Below are 16,786 nucleotides of genomic sequence, written 5' to 3'. Positions count from 1 at the left end.
GCGTGGACTTTAGATCACGCGCCCAAATATTCCCGCATCACCTCCGGCGGGTTTGCGAACATTTCATCCGTCGCGACGGGCGCATGGGTCGTTCCATCCGCCACCAGCACCACCTGATCGCAGAGTACACGGGCGTCTTCGGGGTCGTGGCTGACCATCAGAAGGGTGGCACTGGTCTCGTCCAGCAATTCCCGGACCAGCGCCAGCATTTCGGCTTTCAGCGCGGGGCCAAGCGCGCCGAAAGGTTCGTCCAGCAGCAGCACCGGGCGGTCGCGCAGTAGCACGCGGGCCAGCGCCACACGGGCGATTTGGCCACCGGACAGCTGGGCGGGCTTGCGGTCTCCCATACCCTCCAGACCCACGCGCGTCAGGGCGTGGGCGACGCGGGTGTGATCCTCGTCCGACAGGCGCAGGTTCGGGCGCAGGCCAAGGCCGACGTTCTGTGCGACAGTGAGGTGGGGGAACAGGTTGTTGTCCTGAAACACCATGCTGATCGGGCGCGCAGCGGGATCTTTGGGCATGGGCTGGGCGTCCCAGAGGATCTGTCCAGCATCCAACGGTTGGAACCCTGCGATGGCCGCCAGAAGCGTGGATTTTCCTGCGCCCGAGGGGCCAAGCACGGCGACGCGTGCGCCTTGGGGGATCGTCAGGTCGCCAGCAAGGCTGAAATCGCCCATTTCGATACGCAGTTGGTCAACGGTCAGCATTCACGCGACCTCCTTTATCAAACAGCCAGAACAGGCCCAGCGAGAGGGTCAGCAGTAGCAGCGCGGCGGCGGCGGCGTCCTCCATCCGATAGGCGGCCATCAGGCGGAACAGCTGCAAGGGCAGGGTGGCGTTGTCGCCGTCGGCAAACAGCGCAATGACGCCAAGATCTCCCATCGACAGCGCAGCGGCCAGCCCCAGTGCGAACCCCATTGGGCGGCGCAGGCGGGGAAGCCACAGGTGGCGTAGACGCGTCCAGCCGGTCATGCCCAGCCCGTCTGCCAGCGGGCCGAAGTCACGTTCCACAGTGGCCAAGGCAGGCACCAGCGCGCGCAGGGTAAAGGGCAGACTCAGCGCCGCGTTCACCACGGCGGTGATGGGCAGCGCAAGGTCCGAGGGCTTAACGAAGGGAAAGGTGATGATGAACAGCCCTGTGCCGATCACTAGCGGCGAGGCGGCGATGGTCAAATAGCCCAACGCCTCGACCACGCGCGAGTTATGGCGCACGGCAAGTGCTGCGATGGGGAGCGACAGGGCCAGCGTCAGCGCAGCGGAGACAAGCGCAACGATGACAGACCGCAGGGCCGCGCCAAAGACGACCTCGGGCAGGTGCAAAAGGCGCGGGAAGCCATCGAGAACGACCATGCACAGCGGCAGAAGCAAGAACAGCGTGGCGAGCGTGATGGCGGCGATGTCCTGCCCCAACAGCGCAGGGCGGTCATCCCAGCGTGTCACGGCGCGGTCCAGACCTGCGCCCATGTCGGACGGCATAGCGACGCGCAAAGCGATCAGAGCCAGCGCCGCGCCCAAGCCAAACTGCACCAGCGCTAGCAGCGAGGCGCGGCCAAGGTCGAAATCGAAACGGAATGCTTCATAGATGGCGAGCTCTACGGTGGTGGCTTTTGGTCCGCCGCCAAGGGCCAGCGCGACGGCGAAGGATGTCAGGCAGATCAGGAAGATGACAAGGAACGCGCCCGGCACGACCTCGCGCAGCATGGGGCGTTCCAAGGTGCGGGCAATGTCGGATGGTCCCATGCCAAGGGATGCGGCAAGTCGGAAACGTTCCGATGGGATGGCCAGCCAGCCTTGCAGGATCAGGCGGGTTGCGAGCGGCAGGTTAAAGAACACATGGGCGAGGATGACGCCGTGATAGCCGTAGACGGATATTGGCTCGATCCCGAACAGGCCCAGAAGCTGCGAGATCAGCCCGGTGCGGCCAAATACGGCGATCAGACCCAGAATGGCGACGATCACCGGCAGAATGAACGGGGCACCCAGAAGGGTGATCAACACGGAACGACCCGGGAAGCTGCGCCGTGCCAGCGCGCGGGCCACAGGGATCGCCAGAAGGATGCTAAGCGTGGCCGACGCGGCGGCCTGCCACAGGGTAAAGCGAATGGCGGCCCAATCGGCCGGGCCAAGCCTGCCCGCACCCTCGGCCCGCATCGCAACTGCGATCAACGTGCCAAGGGTCAGGCAGACCACCACCCCAAGCGCCAGAACGCCAAGGATGGTGGTAGAGCTTATTTGGACGCGGCTGCGAGCCATTCATCCAGAGCCGGCTTGCGGATTGCTTCGGCCTCTTCTTCCGAGAACACCAGTGCTTTTGCGGGCACGGGCAAGTTCTGGAAGCCTTCCGGCAGCTTCTCAGTCGCCAGTTTCGACGGGAACGACCAGTTGGTGGTCGCGATGCCCGACTGGAACTCTTCGCTCAGCACGTATGCCATGAAGGCGTCAGCCAGTTCGGGCTGGTCGGTGTTCGCGATTTTGCCCACGAGGTCGACGAACAGGTAGTGGCCTTCGTCGAAGATCGCGGCGGACTTGGTCATGTCCTCTTCCGCGATGATGTGGTAGGCGGGCGAGGTGACGTAGGACAGCACCATGTCGGCTTCGCCATCGGTGAACATGCCGTAAGCCTCGGACCAGCCTTTGGTGACGGTCAGGATCTTCGGGTTCAGCTTGGCCCAAGCCTCGTCCGCCTTGTCGCCATAGACCGATTTCACCCACAGAAGCAGCGCCAGACCCGAGATTGAGCTACGCGGATCCTGAATGACGATCTTGGTGTCGTCGGGCATCGCCAGAAGCGCGTCAAAGCTGGTCGGCGCGTCGGTGATCTTGGTGTTGTCATAGATGAAGGCGGTGTAGCTGTAGTCGAACGGCACGAATACGTCGTCGGTCCAATCGACGGGCAGGGTCAGGCCGCTGACATCCAGACCGTGCGGGGCAAACAGGCCCGAGGCACGGGCGCGGGCGGTCACGTCGGTGTTCAAGCCGATCACGACGTCCGCTTCGGTACGTTCACCTTCTAGCATAAGGCGGGGCATGACATCGCCGGTGACGAATTCCAGATCGCAACCGCACTGGGCTTCAAAACCCGCCTCGATGGAGGGGCCGGGCCCCCACTCGGATGCGAAATAGTCAGGAGCATAAACTTGCAGCACGGGTTTATCCGCAGCAACGGCTGCGGTCGTGGTCAGTGCAAGTCCTGCGACAAATGAAAGGGCTGTCTTCATTGGGTCCTCCATATGCGCCGAACGGATGGGGGCATTTGGGGATGTCCAAACCACCTTCCCTCCGCCGGTGTGAGCCGGTTCAGGTTCTACGGGTCCGCGCGTGTGCGCATCTCAGCTGTGGGATCACAGCACCCCGAGGTGCCCCGTTCGTGCACAATGCGCAGAGGCTTGGCAAGCAGATTTGACCGTAGGTTCTGCTGCAATAGAGTACTTCCCGCGCAACCCCATGAAAAGAAACCCTATTTGACCTAAGGCCTGATTTGCGAATTCGTAGGGCCAGCAATGACACGATCGAATGCACGCGCGAACGCATAGCGGACATGCCCTTGACCCACGCGCAACAATCAGCAATGTGAGCGATAACATCTTCAGCATTGGAGCGGTCCATGTCGGACACATCTTCATCCCCTCTGCGCGGGCTTGGTTTCGCATTTGCTGCCTTTGGGCTGTTTGCCACCCATGACGCGGTGATCAAGCTGCTGGGCATGCAATTTGCCGTGTTCCAGATCATCTTTTTCGCGATGCTGTTTGCCTTCGTGCCGATGTCGATCATGATGCTGGCGGATCGTCAGGTGGACAATTTCCGCCCGCATCACCCGTGGCTGATCCTAATCCGGTCAACGACCACAGTGATCGCCATGTCGACGGCCTTCTACGCCTTCACCGTGCTGCCGCTGGCCGAGGTCTATGCCTTGCTCTTCGCCACACCGCTGCTGATCACGGCCATGTCGGCGTGGCTGCTGGGAGAACCCGTGCGCGGTCAGCGTTGGGCGGCGGTGATCGTCGGTCTGATCGGCGTTCTGATCGTTCTACGCCCCGGTGTGACCGAAATCACCTTCGGCCATATCTGCGCGTTGATCGCCGCCTTCTGCTCGGCACTTGGCTCGATCATCATGCGCAAGATCGGGGGCGAGGAGCGCACCGCCGTGATGATCCTCTACCCGATGCTGTCGTCGATCCTTGCGATGGGGCTGATCCTGCCCTTCGTCTATGTGCCAATGCAGATCGTGGATCTTGGCCTGTCCGCCAGTGTGGGCGTCATGTCCGTGTTTGCGCAGATGATGATCATTGCCGCCTACCGCGTCGCGCCAGCTGCCGTGGTTGCGCCCACGCAATACAGTCAGATCCTGTGGGCGACCGCCTTCGGCGCGCTGTTCTTTGACGAACTACCTGACATGTGGGTGGGCGTCGGTGCGGCGGTGATCATTGCCTCGGGCGTGTTCATTGTCTGGCGGGAAAGCCGCCCGTCCGTGTCGGTCCGCAACCCCATCCTGCGCAACCCGAACCCGCGCTACGATGCTGGCCCATCGCCGAAGCCGAAACATCGCAGGCCGCAACAAAGCGAAAGCTAGGCCCTTGGGGCGCTTCCCTTTCGTTTCCCCCTTCGCTATCACGCTTGGGAATGAAGGAGCGCGCCCATGTCGATGAACAGCTTTGGTCATATTTTCCGTGTCACCACGTGGGGTGAAAGCCACGGGCCTGCCTTGGGCGCGACAGTCGACGGGTGCCCCCCCGGCGTGCCGCTTGAGGCCGAGATGCTGCAGGTCTGGCTGGACAAGCGCCGTCCCGGTCAGAACAAGAACACCACTGCCCGGAATGAGCCCGATCAGGTGCGCATCCTGTCGGGTGTCTATGAAGGACAGACCACCGGCACGCCCATCCAGCTGATGATCGAGAATACGGATCAGCGCTCGAAAGACTATGGCGAGATCGAAAAGACCTTCCGTCCGGGTCACGCTGACATCACTTATTGGCAGAAATACGGGATCCGCGATCCGCGTGGCGGAGGCCGGTCGTCGGCCCGCGAAACGGCTGCGCGTGTGGCCGCTGGTGGCGTTGCCCGCGAGGCGCTGAAGGCGCTGGTGCCGGGGCTGGAAATCAAAGGCTACATGACCCAGATGGGCGAGAAACATCTGGATCGCTCGAAATTCGATTGGGATGCTATCGACAACAACGCCTTCTGGCTGCCGGATGCTAGCGCGGTGCAGGAATGGGAAGACTATCTGCAATTCCTGCGCGTAAAAGAAAATGACAGCGTCGGCGCCGCGGTCGAGGTCGTGGTGCGTGGCGCCCCCGTCGGGCTGGGCGCGCCGGTTTATGCCAAGTTAGACACTGATTTAGCCGCTGCGATGATGTCGATCAACGCCGTGAAAGGCGTCGAGATTGGCGAGGGCATGGCCGCTGCCGGTCTGCGCGGCACGACGAATGCGGACGAAATCTCGATGGGTCCGGACGGGCCGGTTTATGCGTCGAACCACGCGGGTGGTATTCTGGGCGGCATCTCGACCGGGCAGGATATTGTTGTGCGGTTTGCGGTGAAACCGACCAGCTCGATCCTGACGCCACGCAAGTCGATCACCAAATCGGGCGAGCCGATCGAGGTGATCACCAAGGGCCGTCACGACCCCTGCGTCGGCATCCGTGCGGTTCCGGTGGGCGAGGCGATGGCCGCCTGCGTGATCCTTGATCACCTGATGCTGCACCGCGCGCAGATTGGTGAAGGCCCGCGCGGTCAGATCGGTTAAGGCTCCCGCCCCATCAGGCGCATCTTCGATGATCCCTCTGGGTTGGGGGTGGCCGCGCTGATGCGCGGCAGATTCAATGCCTTCGGCGAGGATATTTGGGACAAGAAAAAGTCGTTAGGCGGTCGCGGCCGACAGCGCTGTGTCCATCAGCGCTTTGATGTCGGCTTTCGACGTGCCTGCTACGAGGCGGCCCAGCTCGTCTTCGCCTTTCAGGACCACCAATGTCGAGCGGCGCGGGATGCGCAGGGATCGGGACAGTTTCGACTTTCCATACTTGTCCCAGTCGACATTGATGAAGGTAATGTTCTCGTCATAAGCGGGATTTTCGGCCTTCAGGGCGTTGATCACGCGTCCTTGCGCTGCGCAGGTCGAGCACCAGCTGGCTTTGAAGTCCAGAAACACGGTTTCGCCATTCGCCAGCGCCTGTTCGACAACGCCTCGGCTATAGTCCATCGCACCCGCTCGGGCCAAGGCGGGCACAAGCGATACGGCGGCGGTGAGGGACAGGAAATCTCGGCGGTTCATGATGGTCTCCTTTTTCAGAGGGATACAGAGAAATCGTTGAGCCATGCGGGCAGGATTTGAACTGCCCAGGCTTCGAGTGTGTGGTGAAAGCGGAACAGGATGGCGGTGCCGACCGCGACAAAGATCGCGCCCATGATCGGGCGGGATTTCTGCGCAATTCGCCGCATTAGTGCCTGTCTGCGCATGATCGCGGACCGTGCGCCATAGCCCAGAACGATGATGATCGTAGACACGCCCAGTGCGAAGGTCACCATGATGGCTGCTGCCCACGGGATCGATTTGCCTTGTGATGCCAGTGAGATCGCGCCGCCCAACGTGGGGCCGATGCAGGGGCTCCAGACCGCGCCAAGCAACATGCCGCCAAGGAATTGGCCGGATAGGCCGCTGCGGTTCACATCATCAAGCGAGTTGTCGGCCTGAGCCGAGAATCCGGCTGTGGCTGTGGCGAACCGTTCGGACAGGACCGGGGTCATCAGAATCAGGCCAAAGCCGACCATCAAGATGGCGCCTGCCTGCGCGACCATGTCCTCGGTCAGGCCGATCGTATAGCCCAGTACGGTGACCAGCAGGCCCAGCGTCACGAAGGATAGGCTCATGCCCGCGGCAACGGCCAAGGGGCCAAACCGGCTGGCTTGCAATGCGGTGGCCAGCACGATGGGCAGCACCGGCAGGACGCAGGGGTTGATCAGGGTCAGAAGCCCGGCAAGGTATCCAAAGACAAGTTCCATGCTTGGAATGTGTTGGAAATCGCAGCGAAAGTCATCTCACGAAGCGGGCAAGCGCCTTCACGTTGCTGTGGGATTTTGTTTCGAAAGCTGCACCGCAAGGATGCCGATCGTAATTATCGCGACGCCGATGAAATCCACGACGCTTAGCGCTTCGCCCAGCAAGAGCCACGCGATGGCGACGCCGAAAAACGGGTTCAGAAAGTGGAACGTGGCCGCTTTGACCGCGCCGATGCGCCCGACCAGGGCGAACCAGATCCACGTGGCGATCAGCCCGGGCACCAGCACGGTGTAGGTAAAGGCCATGCCAAGGCGCAGGCTGGGGGTGAAGGCCGGGCTTTCCAAAAACAGGGCGGCGACAAATAGCGCGCCGGAGCCTACGAACATTTGCAGCCCGACGATCATCATCAGATTGCCGCCCGAGGACGCTGTGCGGACCGACAAGGTGGCCGCGGTCAACGCGGCGGCGGCGACGAAGCACAGGATGACGCCGGTGATGTCGACGCCGCCAGATAGGCGCGAGCCCATGATCAGCGTCACGCCGACGACGCCTGCAAACAATCCTGTGACGGCCATCGGACGCAGGCGGTCACCCAACAGGCTCCAGCCCGCGAAGGCCACCATCAGCGGCATGGTCGACGCGATGATCGAAGCCAGACCTGCCTCGACCCACTGCATGGCGACGAAATTTAGACCCAAATACAGCGCATTTTGGCAAAATCCGAAGATGATCACAGCTCGCCACTGGTTCCGGGTCAGACGCCAGCTTTGCCCCAAGGCGCGCGCGATGATCACGCCCAGAAGCCCTGAAATCAGGAACCGGAGAGACAACGAATAGAGCGGCGGCGCATCCGCGACGATGATCCGGGCCGAGGTGAAGGCCGAGCTCCACATCAGGGCAAAGGCCAGCCCCATGAAGATTGCGCGCAGGTCCATGTCACCTCCAAATGAAAAGGGCCGCCAATCTGGCGACCCTTTCCGAATTCTGGCAGCGGGGCAAGGCCCCTTGTGACCAGATCAGCCGTTTACGCTGTCTTTCAGCGCTTTGGCGATGGTCATCTTGACGACCTTGTCGGCTTCTTTCTGGATCTGCTCGCCGGTGGCGGGGTTGCGCACCATACGTGCCGGACGCTCACGGCAATAGATTTTGCCAACGCCGGGCAGGGTCACAGCGCCACCGCCCGAAACTTCGCGGGTGATGATGTTGATGATACCTTCCAGGGCACCAGCTGCGGACTTCTTGTCCGAACCCATTTCTTCAGCCAGAGCGGCCACCAGCTGGGTCTTGGTCATCGGTTTCGACATGTATAACACTCCTCACAATTGCCCATTTCTTGGGCTTCATTGCGGGCATTTAACTGTATGTAGCAGGGCGACACAATCGTTAGTTACCCCTATTTTCCTAGGAAATAGCGCTTTTTCGCCAAAAAATAGCGTGCCTTCCCCAAGGGCAGGTTTGAATTCACCATCATCAGGCTGATTGTCCCTGATTTACAGGAATGCGGTTTCTTCGAAGCTGCGCAGTTTCCGGCTGTGGATGCGTTCGATCGGCATGTCGCGTAGGGTCTCCATCGCGTGGATCCCGATCTGCAAATGGCGCGCCACCTGCGTCTTGTAGAAATCGGACGCCATGCCGGGCAATTTCAGCTCTCCGTGCAGCGGTTTGTCGGACACACATAGAAGCGTTCCATAGGGCACACGAAAGCGGAAACCGTTCGCGGCGATGGTGGCACTTTCCATGTCCAGCGCGATGGCGCGGGATTGGGACAGGCGTTGAACCGGCCCGCGCTGGTCGCGCAGTTCCCAGTTGCGGTTATCAAGCGTCGCAACGGTGCCGGTTCGCATGATGCGCTTCAGATCATAGCCTTCATATTCGGTGATCTGTGCCACGGCCTTTTCCAATGCAATCTGGATTTCCGCCAGCGGTGGGATCGGCACCCAGATCGGCAGATCGTCATCCAGCACCTTGTCTTCGCGCAGATAGGCATGGGCCAGCACGAAGTCGCCAAGACGTTGGCTATTACGCAGGCCCGCGCAGTGGCCAACCATCAGCCACGCATGGGGGCGCAAGACAGCGATGTGGTCCGTTGCGGTCTTCGCATTTGACGGCCCAACGCCGATGTTGACCAACGTGATACCCGACCCATCCGCGCGCGTCAGGTGATAGCTGGGCATTTGCGGTAGTTTCGCCGGGGTCGGCAGATCTTCGTCTGCTTTCGTAATCCGGTGATGCCCCGGACCGACAAAGGCCTCATACCCGCTGTCCGGATCGGCCAGCATCTGGCGGGCGTAAGCCTCGAATTCTTCGACATAGAATTGGTAGTTGGTGAACAGCACGTGGTTCTGGAAATCCTCGGGCATGGTCGCGGTGTAATGCGACAGGCGCGCCAAGGAATAGTCCACGCGTTGCGCGGTAAACGGGGCGAGGGGGGCCGCGCCGCTGTCATCCAGCTCGGCCACGCCATTTACAATGTCATCATTCGTGGTCGACAGATCCGGCACATCAAAGACATCGCGCAGCGGATAGGTCATCGCGCCTTCCTGCGGGACGGTGATGTTCGGATTGCGCGACACCGCGAAATGCACGGGGATCGGTGTCGTCGAGTACCCAATCTGAACTGGAACGCCGTGGTTCTGCATCAGCAGCGCGATCTGCTGTTCCAGATAGTTCGCAAACAGGTCCGGGCGCGTGATGGTGCTGGCATAGGTGCCGGGGGCGGACACGTGGCCGAAGCTCAGCCGGCTGTCCTTTTGTGCGTGGCTGGTCGTGGTCAGGCGGATCTCGGGGTAAAAGGCGCGAAAGCGGCTGGGCGGCTGGGCACCGCTGGCGTTCTGCTCGAACGTTTCGCACAGAAAGGTGCAGGCCTTTTCATAAAGCGATTTCAACTCGTCCACTGCCGCCTTGGGGTCGGTAAACACCTGATAGGCGCCGCCACCGGGGCTGACCACGGGGATAGAGGGTGCGCTGGGGGTCATTAATTTTCCTTCAACAAATCGGTCAGTTCGAATTTCGTTACATCCACCAATCCCAGATCAGAGATCCGTAACTCGGGGATGACAACCAAGGCCAAGAAGCTGTGTTGGATCGAGGCATTATTCAAGGTGCAGCCGCAGGTCTCCATCGCGTCAATGATGCTTTTGGCCTTCTCAGCAACCTCGGTTGCGGGGGCGTCGGACATCAGGCCCGCGACGGGAAGCTCGACCAACGCGAGCTCTTTTCCGCCTTGATAGACACACATACCGCCGCCGACCTCGGCCAGACGATTGGCGGCCAGCGCCATGTCGTCATGCGAGGTGCCGACCACGATCATATGGTGGCTGTCATGCGCCACGGTGGACGCCATCGCCATTTGACCTTTGTAGCCAAAACCGTTCACGAACCCGTTCACCACGCCGCCGGTGCCTTTGTGTCGTTCCACCAAAGCCACCTGCGCAACGTCTTGTGCTTCGTCGGTTTGTACGATGCCGTCAGACACAGAAAGATCCCGAGTTAGAGACTTTGTGGGTGCCTGATTCTCCACAATCCCGATGACTTTGGCAGTGACTGAATTCGCCCCTTCAGGCGCTTTCACGATGAAATCCTCGGGCACAATGGTCTTGCCCATATGCATGGTGGCCTTCGCATGCGCGGGCCAGTCCAGATGCGGGCAATCCACGGTGATCTTGCCGCCCTCGGCAACGCTGACACCACGGGCAAAGACGCGGTTGATCGGCAGAGTGGCCAAATCATCGGTCAGGATCACATCAGCGCGTCTTCCCGGTGTAATAGAGCCTAACTCACGCTCTAACCCAAAATGCGTCGCCGTGTTGATCGTCGCCATTTGCAGCGCGATCAGCGGGTCACAGCCATAGCTGATCGCATAGCGCAGGGCGCGGTTCACGTGGCCTTCCTCGACCAGCGTGCCGGAATGGCAATCATCGGTGCAGATGATGAAGTTGCGCGGGTCCAGACCCTTTTCGGTTACGGCGGTGATCTGCTTTTCCACGTCAAACCACGCGGACCCTAGCCGCATCATCGACCGCATCCCCTGACGGACACGCGCGATCGCATCGGCCTCGCAGGTGCCCTCGTGATCATCGGCCGGCCCGCCCGCCGCATAGGCGTGGAAATTCGGGCCAAGATCAGGGCTGGCATAGTGCCCGCCGATGGTTTTGCCCGCGTTCTGGGTCGCGGCCATTTCTGCCAGCATCTTGGGGTCCGAGTTGATCACACCGGGGAAGTTCATCATCTCGCCCAGCCCGATGATGCCGGGCCAAGTCATCGCCTCGGCCACGTCCTCGGGCGTGATTTCGAAGCCTGTCGTCTCAAGCCCCGGCGCAGAAGGCGCGCAGGAGGGCATCTGCGTGTAGATGTTCACGGGCTGGATCAGAGCCTCGTCATGCATCAAGCGCACACCTTCCAGCCCCAGCACGTTCGCGATCTCATGCGGGTCTACGAACATTGTGGTGCTGCCGTGCGGAATGACCGCGCGGGCGAATTCAGCGGGCGTCAGCATGCCGCTTTCGATATGCATATGCCCATCGCACAGACCGGGGATCAGGTACTGCCCGCCCGCGTCGATGATGTCGGTGTCTGGCCCAATGCAATGGCTGGCATCCGGCCCGACATAGGCAAAGCGCCCATCTGCGATGGCGACCTGCCAATCCAGCACCTCGCGCGTGTGGACATTCACCACGCGGCCGCCTTGGATCACTGTGTCTGCTGCGTCGCGCCCGGCGGCGACAGCGATCAATCGCGCCGCACTTTCGGGCCATGATTTAAGAATTGGTCTTTCCATGGATCAATTGTTCCGAAATCCTCTGTTAGCGCAACCCCCTATCCGGGCCCGGCGATTTTGCGCTTTCAAATCGCGCGCTGGCGGCGATACTGCGCGCATGAAAAAGACACTGTTTGTATTCGGATATGGCTATTCAGCGCGTGCACTGGCCGCAGAATTGCCCGGCGACTTCACCGTGATCGGCACCTCGCGCGAAGCGGGGCCGGATGTGATCCAATGGCCGGGCGCGGAGATATCGGAGCCGCTTTCACAGGCGACGCATCTTCTGATTTCCGCCGGGCCGGACGGGGATGGAGACCCCGTTTTGCGGAAGGTTAGAGACGAAATCGCAGCCCTCGCCCCGCAGTTAGAGTGGGTTGGCTACCTGTCGACCACCGGGGTCTATGGTGACCATCAGGGCGGATGGGTGGACGAAGACACACCTCTTGCGCCGTCGACCCGCAGGGGCAAGTGGCGTGTTCAGGCTGAAGCCGATTGGCAGGCACTGGCCGAAGAGGCTGGGTTGCCGCTGCACATCTTCCGCTTGGCCGGGATCTATGGCCCCGGACGCGGGCCGTTTGCCAAGGTGCGTAAAGGCACCGCGCGGCGGATCATCAAGAACGATCAGGTCTTTTCCCGCATCCATGTCGCAGATATCGCGCAGGTGCTAGCAGCCTCGATCGCACAGCCCAATCCGGGGCGGATCTATAATGTCTGCGACGACAACGCCGCCCCACCCGAGGACGTTCTGGCCCATGCCGCCGAGCTTCTGAACCTGCCCATCCCCCCCGCCGAGGATTTTGAAACCGCCGAGATGACCCCAATGGCGCGTAGTTTCTATGCAGAATCCAAACGGGTGCGGAACGACCGGATCAAGGAAGAGCTGGGGGTCAAGCTGCGCTACCCGACCTATCAGGACGGGCTGCAAGCGCTGCTAAAAGCCGAGAGTTAGGCCCGCTTTTCACCGATTTGCGCGACACCCAGAACATCCAGTACCTTGGCTTCGATGTCCTTGGCGGACAGCTTCGCTTCCTCGTACATCTTGGCGGGTGATGCGTGGTCGATGAATGTGTCCGGCAGCACCATCGAGCGGAATTTGAGACCGGTGTCGAACACGCCTTCCTCGGCCAGCAGCTGAGCCACATGGCTTCCGAACCCGCCAACGGCACCTTCTTCGATGGTGATCAGGGCTTCGTGATTTTCCGCCAGTGACAGGATCAAATCGCGATCCAAGGGTTTGGCGAACCGGGCGTCGGCGACAGTGGGGGTGATGCCGCGAGCAGACAGCGCCTCGGCTGCGGATTCAGCTTCGGCCAAACGCGTGCCGAAAGACAGGATGGCCACACGCGAGCCTTCGCGGATCATGCGGCCTTTGCCGATTTCCAGCACTTCGCCCTTTTCGGGCAGTTCAACGCCGACACCTTCGCCGCGCGGATAGCGGAAGGCCGAAGGGCGGTCGTTGATCGAGTGCGCGGTGGCGATCATGTGCATCAACTCGGCTTCGTCCGCGGCGGCCATCAGGACGATGTCGGGCAGGTTGGCCAAAAAGGCAATGTCGAAGGACCCTGCATGGGTCGCACCATCGGCGCCGACCAGACCGGCGCGGTCGATGGCGAAGCGGACGGGCAGGCGTTGCACGGCCACGTCATGCACGACTTGGTCGTAGCCACGTTGCAGGAAGGTCGAATACATCGCGCAGAAGGGCTTCATGCCGCCAGCGGCCAGCGCGGCGGTGAAGGTGACGCCGTGTTGCTCTGCAATGCCGACGTCAAAACAGCGCGAGGGATAGCGTTCTGCCATCAGGTTCAGCCCAGTCCCATCCGGCATCGCGGCGGTGACGGCGCAAACCTTGTCGTCTTCGGTCGCGAGCCGCACCAGCTCTTTCCCGAAGACCGAGGTATAGCTGGGCGCGTTCGACGGAGCCTTGTGCTGCTTGCCGCTGGCCACGTCGAATTTCGCGGTGGCGTGACCGCGGTCGCGGGCAGCCTCGGCAGGTGCATAGCCTTTGCCCTTTTTGGTGATCACGTGGATCAGCATCGGGCCGGTGGCGCGGTCGTGGACGGTGCGCAGGACGGACAGAAGGCTGTCCATGTCATGCCCGTCGATGGGGCCGACATAAGAGAAACCAAGCTCTTCAAACAGGGTGCCGCCGACGGTCATGGATTTCACCATTTCCTTAGCGCGGCGCGCACCTTCCTGGAAGGGTTCGGGCAGCAGGCTGACCGCGCCTTTGGCGGCGGCTTTCAGCTCTTGAAACGGTTCTTCGGCGTAAAGGCGGCTGAGATAGCTGGACAGCGCGCCAACAGGCGGCGCAATCGACATGTCGTTGTCGTTCAGAATGACGAACAGGCGGCGGTTCAGGTGGCCTGCGTTGTTCATCGCCTCGAACGCCATGCCGGCTGACATGGATCCGTCACCGATTACGGCCACCGCGTCGCCAATCCCGTGCTCGGGCGCGCCGCCCAGATCGCGGGCAACCGAGAAGCCAAGTGCTGCGGAAATCGAGGTCGAGCTATGTCCCGCGCCAAACGGATCAAACGGGCTTTCCGAGCGTTTGGTGAAGCCAGACAGGCCCCCTTCACAACGCAAGGTGCGGATACGATCGCGGCGTCCGGTCAGGATCTTATGCGGATAACATTGGTGGCCCACGTCCCAGACGATCCGGTCCTTCGGCGCGTCAAAGACCGCGTGCAGCGCCACGGTCAGTTCAACAACACCCAGACCAGCACCCAAATGCCCGCCGGTCTCCGACACCGCCGAGATCGTCTCGGCCCGGACTTCATGCGCCAGCTGCTCAAGCTCGCGGTCCGACAGGGTTTTCATGTCGGCGGGGACTGCTACGCGGTCCAGAAGGGGGGTCTCGGGTCGATCGGCCATGTAAATCTCGGTTGGCTTTAGGGGCTACCTGTCACGCTGGATAACGAAGCGGGCGGCCTCTCGCAAGGTATCGGCGTCCTCACCATAGGGGGAAAGTGCGTCACAAGCTTGATTTACAAGCTCTTTTGCGCGGGTCTTTGCCGCTTCCAGCCCCAAAAGAGAAACGAAGGTGGCTTTGCCTGCATCGGCATCCTTGCCCACGGCTTTACCGACGGCGGCGGCGTCGCCTTCGACGTCCAGAATGTCATCGGCAATCTGGAAGGCCAGCCCAAGTGCGCTGGAATAGTCTCGCATCGGGGCGATATCTGCCCCGGCCAGCACGGCACCTGCTTCGCCAGACCAGCGGATCAAAGCGCCGGTCTTTCCTGCCTGAAGCTCGGTAATCTGGTCCAAATTCAGCGGGGTTTCGGCGGTTTCGGCAGCGATATCCAGCGCTTGCCCATGCACCATGCCCAGCTGCCCAGCTGCAACCGCCATGGAGCGGACCAGAGGCACGCGTGCGTCGCTCACGTCTTCATGGGTCAGCAGCTCGAACGCGAGTGTTTGCAGGGCATCTCCCACCAGAACGGCGGTCGCGTCGTCCCATTTCTTATGCACAGTCGGCAGACCACGGCGCAGGTCGTCGTCATCCATGCAAGGCATGTCATCATGGACCAGCGAATAGGCGTGGATTGCTTCGATCGCGGCGGCAGGCCACAACGCGCGGGCCTCGGCCACACCGTGAAGGCGTGCACCTTCCATTACCAGAAAGGCGCGCAGCCCTTTGCCGCCCGCGGTGGCATAGCGCATGGGTTCGGCCAAGGCGCCTTTATCGGAAATCGCTGCGTGCAGATGCGCCCGCGCGGCGCGCGCCGTGTCGTCCAGACGGGTCTTGAACATTTACAGCCCTTCGGCCGGGGCTGTCCCCGTGGGGGTGCCGTTCTGATCCAGCGTGATGGCAGCGACCTTTTCTTCGGCCTCTTTCAACTTGGTTTCGCAGCGCGCCTTCAGCTCGGCTCCGCGTTCATACAGCTTGATCGAATCCTCAAGCGCCACGTCACCGCGTTCCAGCTGGCCCACGACGGTTTCAAGTTCCCGCATGGCCTCTTCAAAGGACATTTCGCTTACCGGTCTGTCGCTCATGCGCCACGCTCCATCATCACGTTGATATAGGCCCCGACGCTGTCGCCGAGGGCTTCCAGATCATAGCCGCCCTCAAGCGACGATACCACCCGCCCATCGCAGCATTTATCCGCCAGATCGCAGATGCGATGCGCCAGCCATGCGAAATCTTCGGTTTCCCAGTGCAGATTGGCCAGAGGATCACGCCGATGGGCATCAAACCCGGCGGAAACCAGCACAAGTTGGGGGTTATAGGGCTCGATCTCGTCACTCAACACGCGCTCCCACACGTCGCGCATTTCTTCCCCACCGGTGCCGCTTTTCAAGGGGAGGTTCAGCACCTGCCCAAAGGCACCTTTTTGGTGGATGCCACCCGAGCCGGGATAAAGCGGCATCTGGTGGGACGAGACGAACCGCACCCGGCTTTCGTGCCACAAAACGTCTTGCGTGCCATTGCCGTGATGGACGTCGAAATCCAGCACAGCGATGCGATCCAGCCCATGCGCGTTGGCCGCGTGAATGGCGGCAATCGCGACGGTGGAAAACAGGCAGAACCCCATCGGGGTGGCTTTCTCGGCGTGGTGGCCGGGGGGGCGGCAGGCGATGAAGGCGTTTTGCGCTTCGCCCGCCATCACGCGGTTCACGGCGTCGATGTTGCCGCCGATTGCGCGCAGGGCGGCTTCAAACGATCCGGGGGCCATGAAGGTGTCGCCATCCAGCTGCGCCCAGCCCTCCACAGGTTGCGCGTTTTCGATCCGCTCGAAATAAGCACGGGAATGGCCAAGGCGTACGTGGTCCAGTGACGCAACGGGCGGTTCGGGCCGGATTAGAGACTGAAAGTGGGGGGCGGAGAGGGCGGTTTCGATGGCTTCCAGACGCGCCACCTGCTCGGGGTGGCCGGGCGGGGTGATGTGGTCGAAGCTGACCGGATGGGTATAAAGCAGCGTTGTCATGGCGCGACGCTAGGGCAATAGTGACCCAACAACAAGAGAGGTTCCGATGCGCTGGATCATCCCGTTTCTATTGGTCGCATCCCCGGCGTGGGCAGAGGGGTTTTC

The 16,786-nt window shown here is 61.5% G+C and carries 16 protein-coding genes and 1 riboswitch; of the genes, 3 read left to right on the top strand and 13 right to left on the bottom strand.

Annotated features, from left to right (window positions below):
- Positions 1–14 precede the first annotated feature (14 nt).
- From G0Q00_RS12555 to G0Q00_RS12545, 3 genes are read right to left on the bottom strand one after another with little or no spacing between them, the layout of a single operon-like run.
- Positions 15–707: an ATP-binding cassette domain-containing protein gene (locus G0Q00_RS12555; RefSeq protein WP_163039802.1), complete on the bottom strand. Its 693-nt coding sequence runs from the start codon at positions 705–707 to the stop codon at positions 15–17.
- The gene (locus G0Q00_RS12550; RefSeq protein WP_163039800.1) at positions 694–2,253 is read right to left on the bottom strand and encodes a thiamine/thiamine pyrophosphate ABC transporter permease ThiP; all 1,560 of its coding nucleotides are present in this window, start codon (positions 2,251–2,253) and stop codon (positions 694–696) included. Before G0Q00_RS12550 ends, G0Q00_RS12555 begins: the two co-directional genes overlap by 14 nt.
- Positions 2,229–3,218 (bottom strand): thiamine ABC transporter substrate binding subunit, encoded by a 990-nt coding sequence (locus G0Q00_RS12545; RefSeq protein WP_163039799.1) that lies wholly within the window; start codon positions 3,216–3,218, stop codon positions 2,229–2,231. Before G0Q00_RS12545 ends, G0Q00_RS12550 begins: the two co-directional genes overlap by 25 nt.
- Positions 3,219–3,257: 39 nt before the next feature.
- A riboswitch (TPP riboswitch) is annotated at positions 3,258–3,364 on the bottom strand.
- A 240-nt stretch (positions 3,365–3,604) separates the two neighbouring features.
- On the opposite strand from G0Q00_RS12545, the gene G0Q00_RS12540 reads away from it, so the two are divergent.
- A complete protein-coding gene (locus G0Q00_RS12540) occupies positions 3,605–4,570 on the top strand; it encodes a DMT family transporter (RefSeq protein WP_163039797.1) in 966 nt (321 codons plus the stop codon).
- Between the two features lie 66 nt (positions 4,571–4,636).
- On the top strand, positions 4,637–5,743 hold the full coding sequence (gene aroC, locus G0Q00_RS12535; RefSeq protein ID WP_163039795.1) for a chorismate synthase: 1,107 nt from the start codon (positions 4,637–4,639) through the stop codon (positions 5,741–5,743).
- A 114-nt stretch (positions 5,744–5,857) separates the two neighbouring features.
- On the opposite strand, the gene G0Q00_RS12530 is transcribed toward aroC, so the two are convergent.
- The 6 genes from G0Q00_RS12530 to ade all read right to left on the bottom strand — a co-directional run bounded on the left by G0Q00_RS12530 (position 5,858) and on the right by ade (position 11,771).
- Complete coding sequence (locus G0Q00_RS12530) at positions 5,858–6,268, bottom strand: thioredoxin family protein (RefSeq protein WP_163039793.1); 411 nt, start codon at positions 6,266–6,268, stop codon at positions 5,858–5,860.
- A gap of 14 nt (positions 6,269–6,282) precedes the next feature.
- On the bottom strand, positions 6,283–6,996 hold the full coding sequence (locus G0Q00_RS12525; RefSeq protein ID WP_163039791.1) for a cytochrome c biogenesis CcdA family protein: 714 nt from the start codon (positions 6,994–6,996) through the stop codon (positions 6,283–6,285).
- 57 nt (positions 6,997–7,053) lie between these two features.
- Entirely contained in the window at positions 7,054–7,929 is an 876-nt protein-coding gene (locus tag G0Q00_RS12520) for a DMT family transporter (RefSeq protein WP_163039789.1), read from the bottom strand.
- A gap of 81 nt (positions 7,930–8,010) precedes the next feature.
- A complete protein-coding gene (locus tag G0Q00_RS12515) occupies positions 8,011–8,298 on the bottom strand; it encodes an HU family DNA-binding protein (RefSeq protein ID WP_108858109.1) in 288 nt (95 codons plus the stop codon).
- A gap of 186 nt (positions 8,299–8,484) precedes the next feature.
- The gene (locus tag G0Q00_RS12510; protein WP_163039787.1) at positions 8,485–9,969 is read right to left on the bottom strand and encodes an AMP nucleosidase; all 1,485 of its coding nucleotides are present in this window, start codon (positions 9,967–9,969) and stop codon (positions 8,485–8,487) included.
- Positions 9,969–11,771: an adenine deaminase gene (ade, locus tag G0Q00_RS12505; RefSeq protein ID WP_163039785.1), complete on the bottom strand. Its 1,803-nt coding sequence runs from the start codon at positions 11,769–11,771 to the stop codon at positions 9,969–9,971. The genes G0Q00_RS12510 and ade overlap by 1 nt, the downstream gene beginning before the upstream one ends.
- 97 nt (positions 11,772–11,868) lie before the next feature.
- Here ade and G0Q00_RS12500 point away from each other — a divergent pair, with 97 nt between their 5' ends.
- Positions 11,869–12,702 carry an SDR family oxidoreductase gene (locus G0Q00_RS12500; protein WP_163039783.1) on the top strand — a complete coding sequence of 278 codons (834 nt, stop codon included), beginning with the start codon at positions 11,869–11,871 and terminating at the stop codon, positions 12,700–12,702.
- On the opposite strand, the gene dxs is transcribed toward G0Q00_RS12500, so the two are convergent.
- Genes dxs through G0Q00_RS12480 form a run of 4 tightly spaced genes read right to left on the bottom strand, consistent with a single transcriptional unit; the run spans position 12,699 to position 16,681 of the window.
- Positions 12,699–14,627 carry a 1-deoxy-D-xylulose-5-phosphate synthase gene (gene dxs / locus G0Q00_RS12495; protein WP_163039782.1) on the bottom strand — a complete coding sequence of 643 codons (1,929 nt, stop codon included), beginning with the start codon at positions 14,625–14,627 and terminating at the stop codon, positions 12,699–12,701. The two genes, G0Q00_RS12500 and dxs, sit on opposite strands and share 4 nt — an antisense overlap.
- A gap of 24 nt (positions 14,628–14,651) precedes the next feature.
- A complete protein-coding gene (locus tag G0Q00_RS12490) occupies positions 14,652–15,506 on the bottom strand; it encodes a polyprenyl synthetase family protein (protein ID WP_163039781.1) in 855 nt (284 codons plus the stop codon).
- The gene (locus G0Q00_RS12485; protein ID WP_163039780.1) at positions 15,507–15,749 is read right to left on the bottom strand and encodes an exodeoxyribonuclease VII small subunit; all 243 of its coding nucleotides are present in this window, start codon (positions 15,747–15,749) and stop codon (positions 15,507–15,509) included.
- Positions 15,746–16,681, bottom strand: coding sequence for a histone deacetylase family protein (locus G0Q00_RS12480; RefSeq protein WP_163039779.1), 936 nt, complete (start codon positions 16,679–16,681; stop codon positions 15,746–15,748). Before G0Q00_RS12480 ends, G0Q00_RS12485 begins: the two co-directional genes overlap by 4 nt.
- Between the last annotated feature and the right edge of the window lie 105 nt (positions 16,682–16,786).

Source organism: Aliiroseovarius sp. PrR006 (assembly GCF_010500215.1).
GTDB lineage: Bacteria > Pseudomonadota > Alphaproteobacteria > Rhodobacterales > Rhodobacteraceae > Aliiroseovarius.
This window is presented reverse-complemented; position numbering and strand designations above follow the sequence as displayed.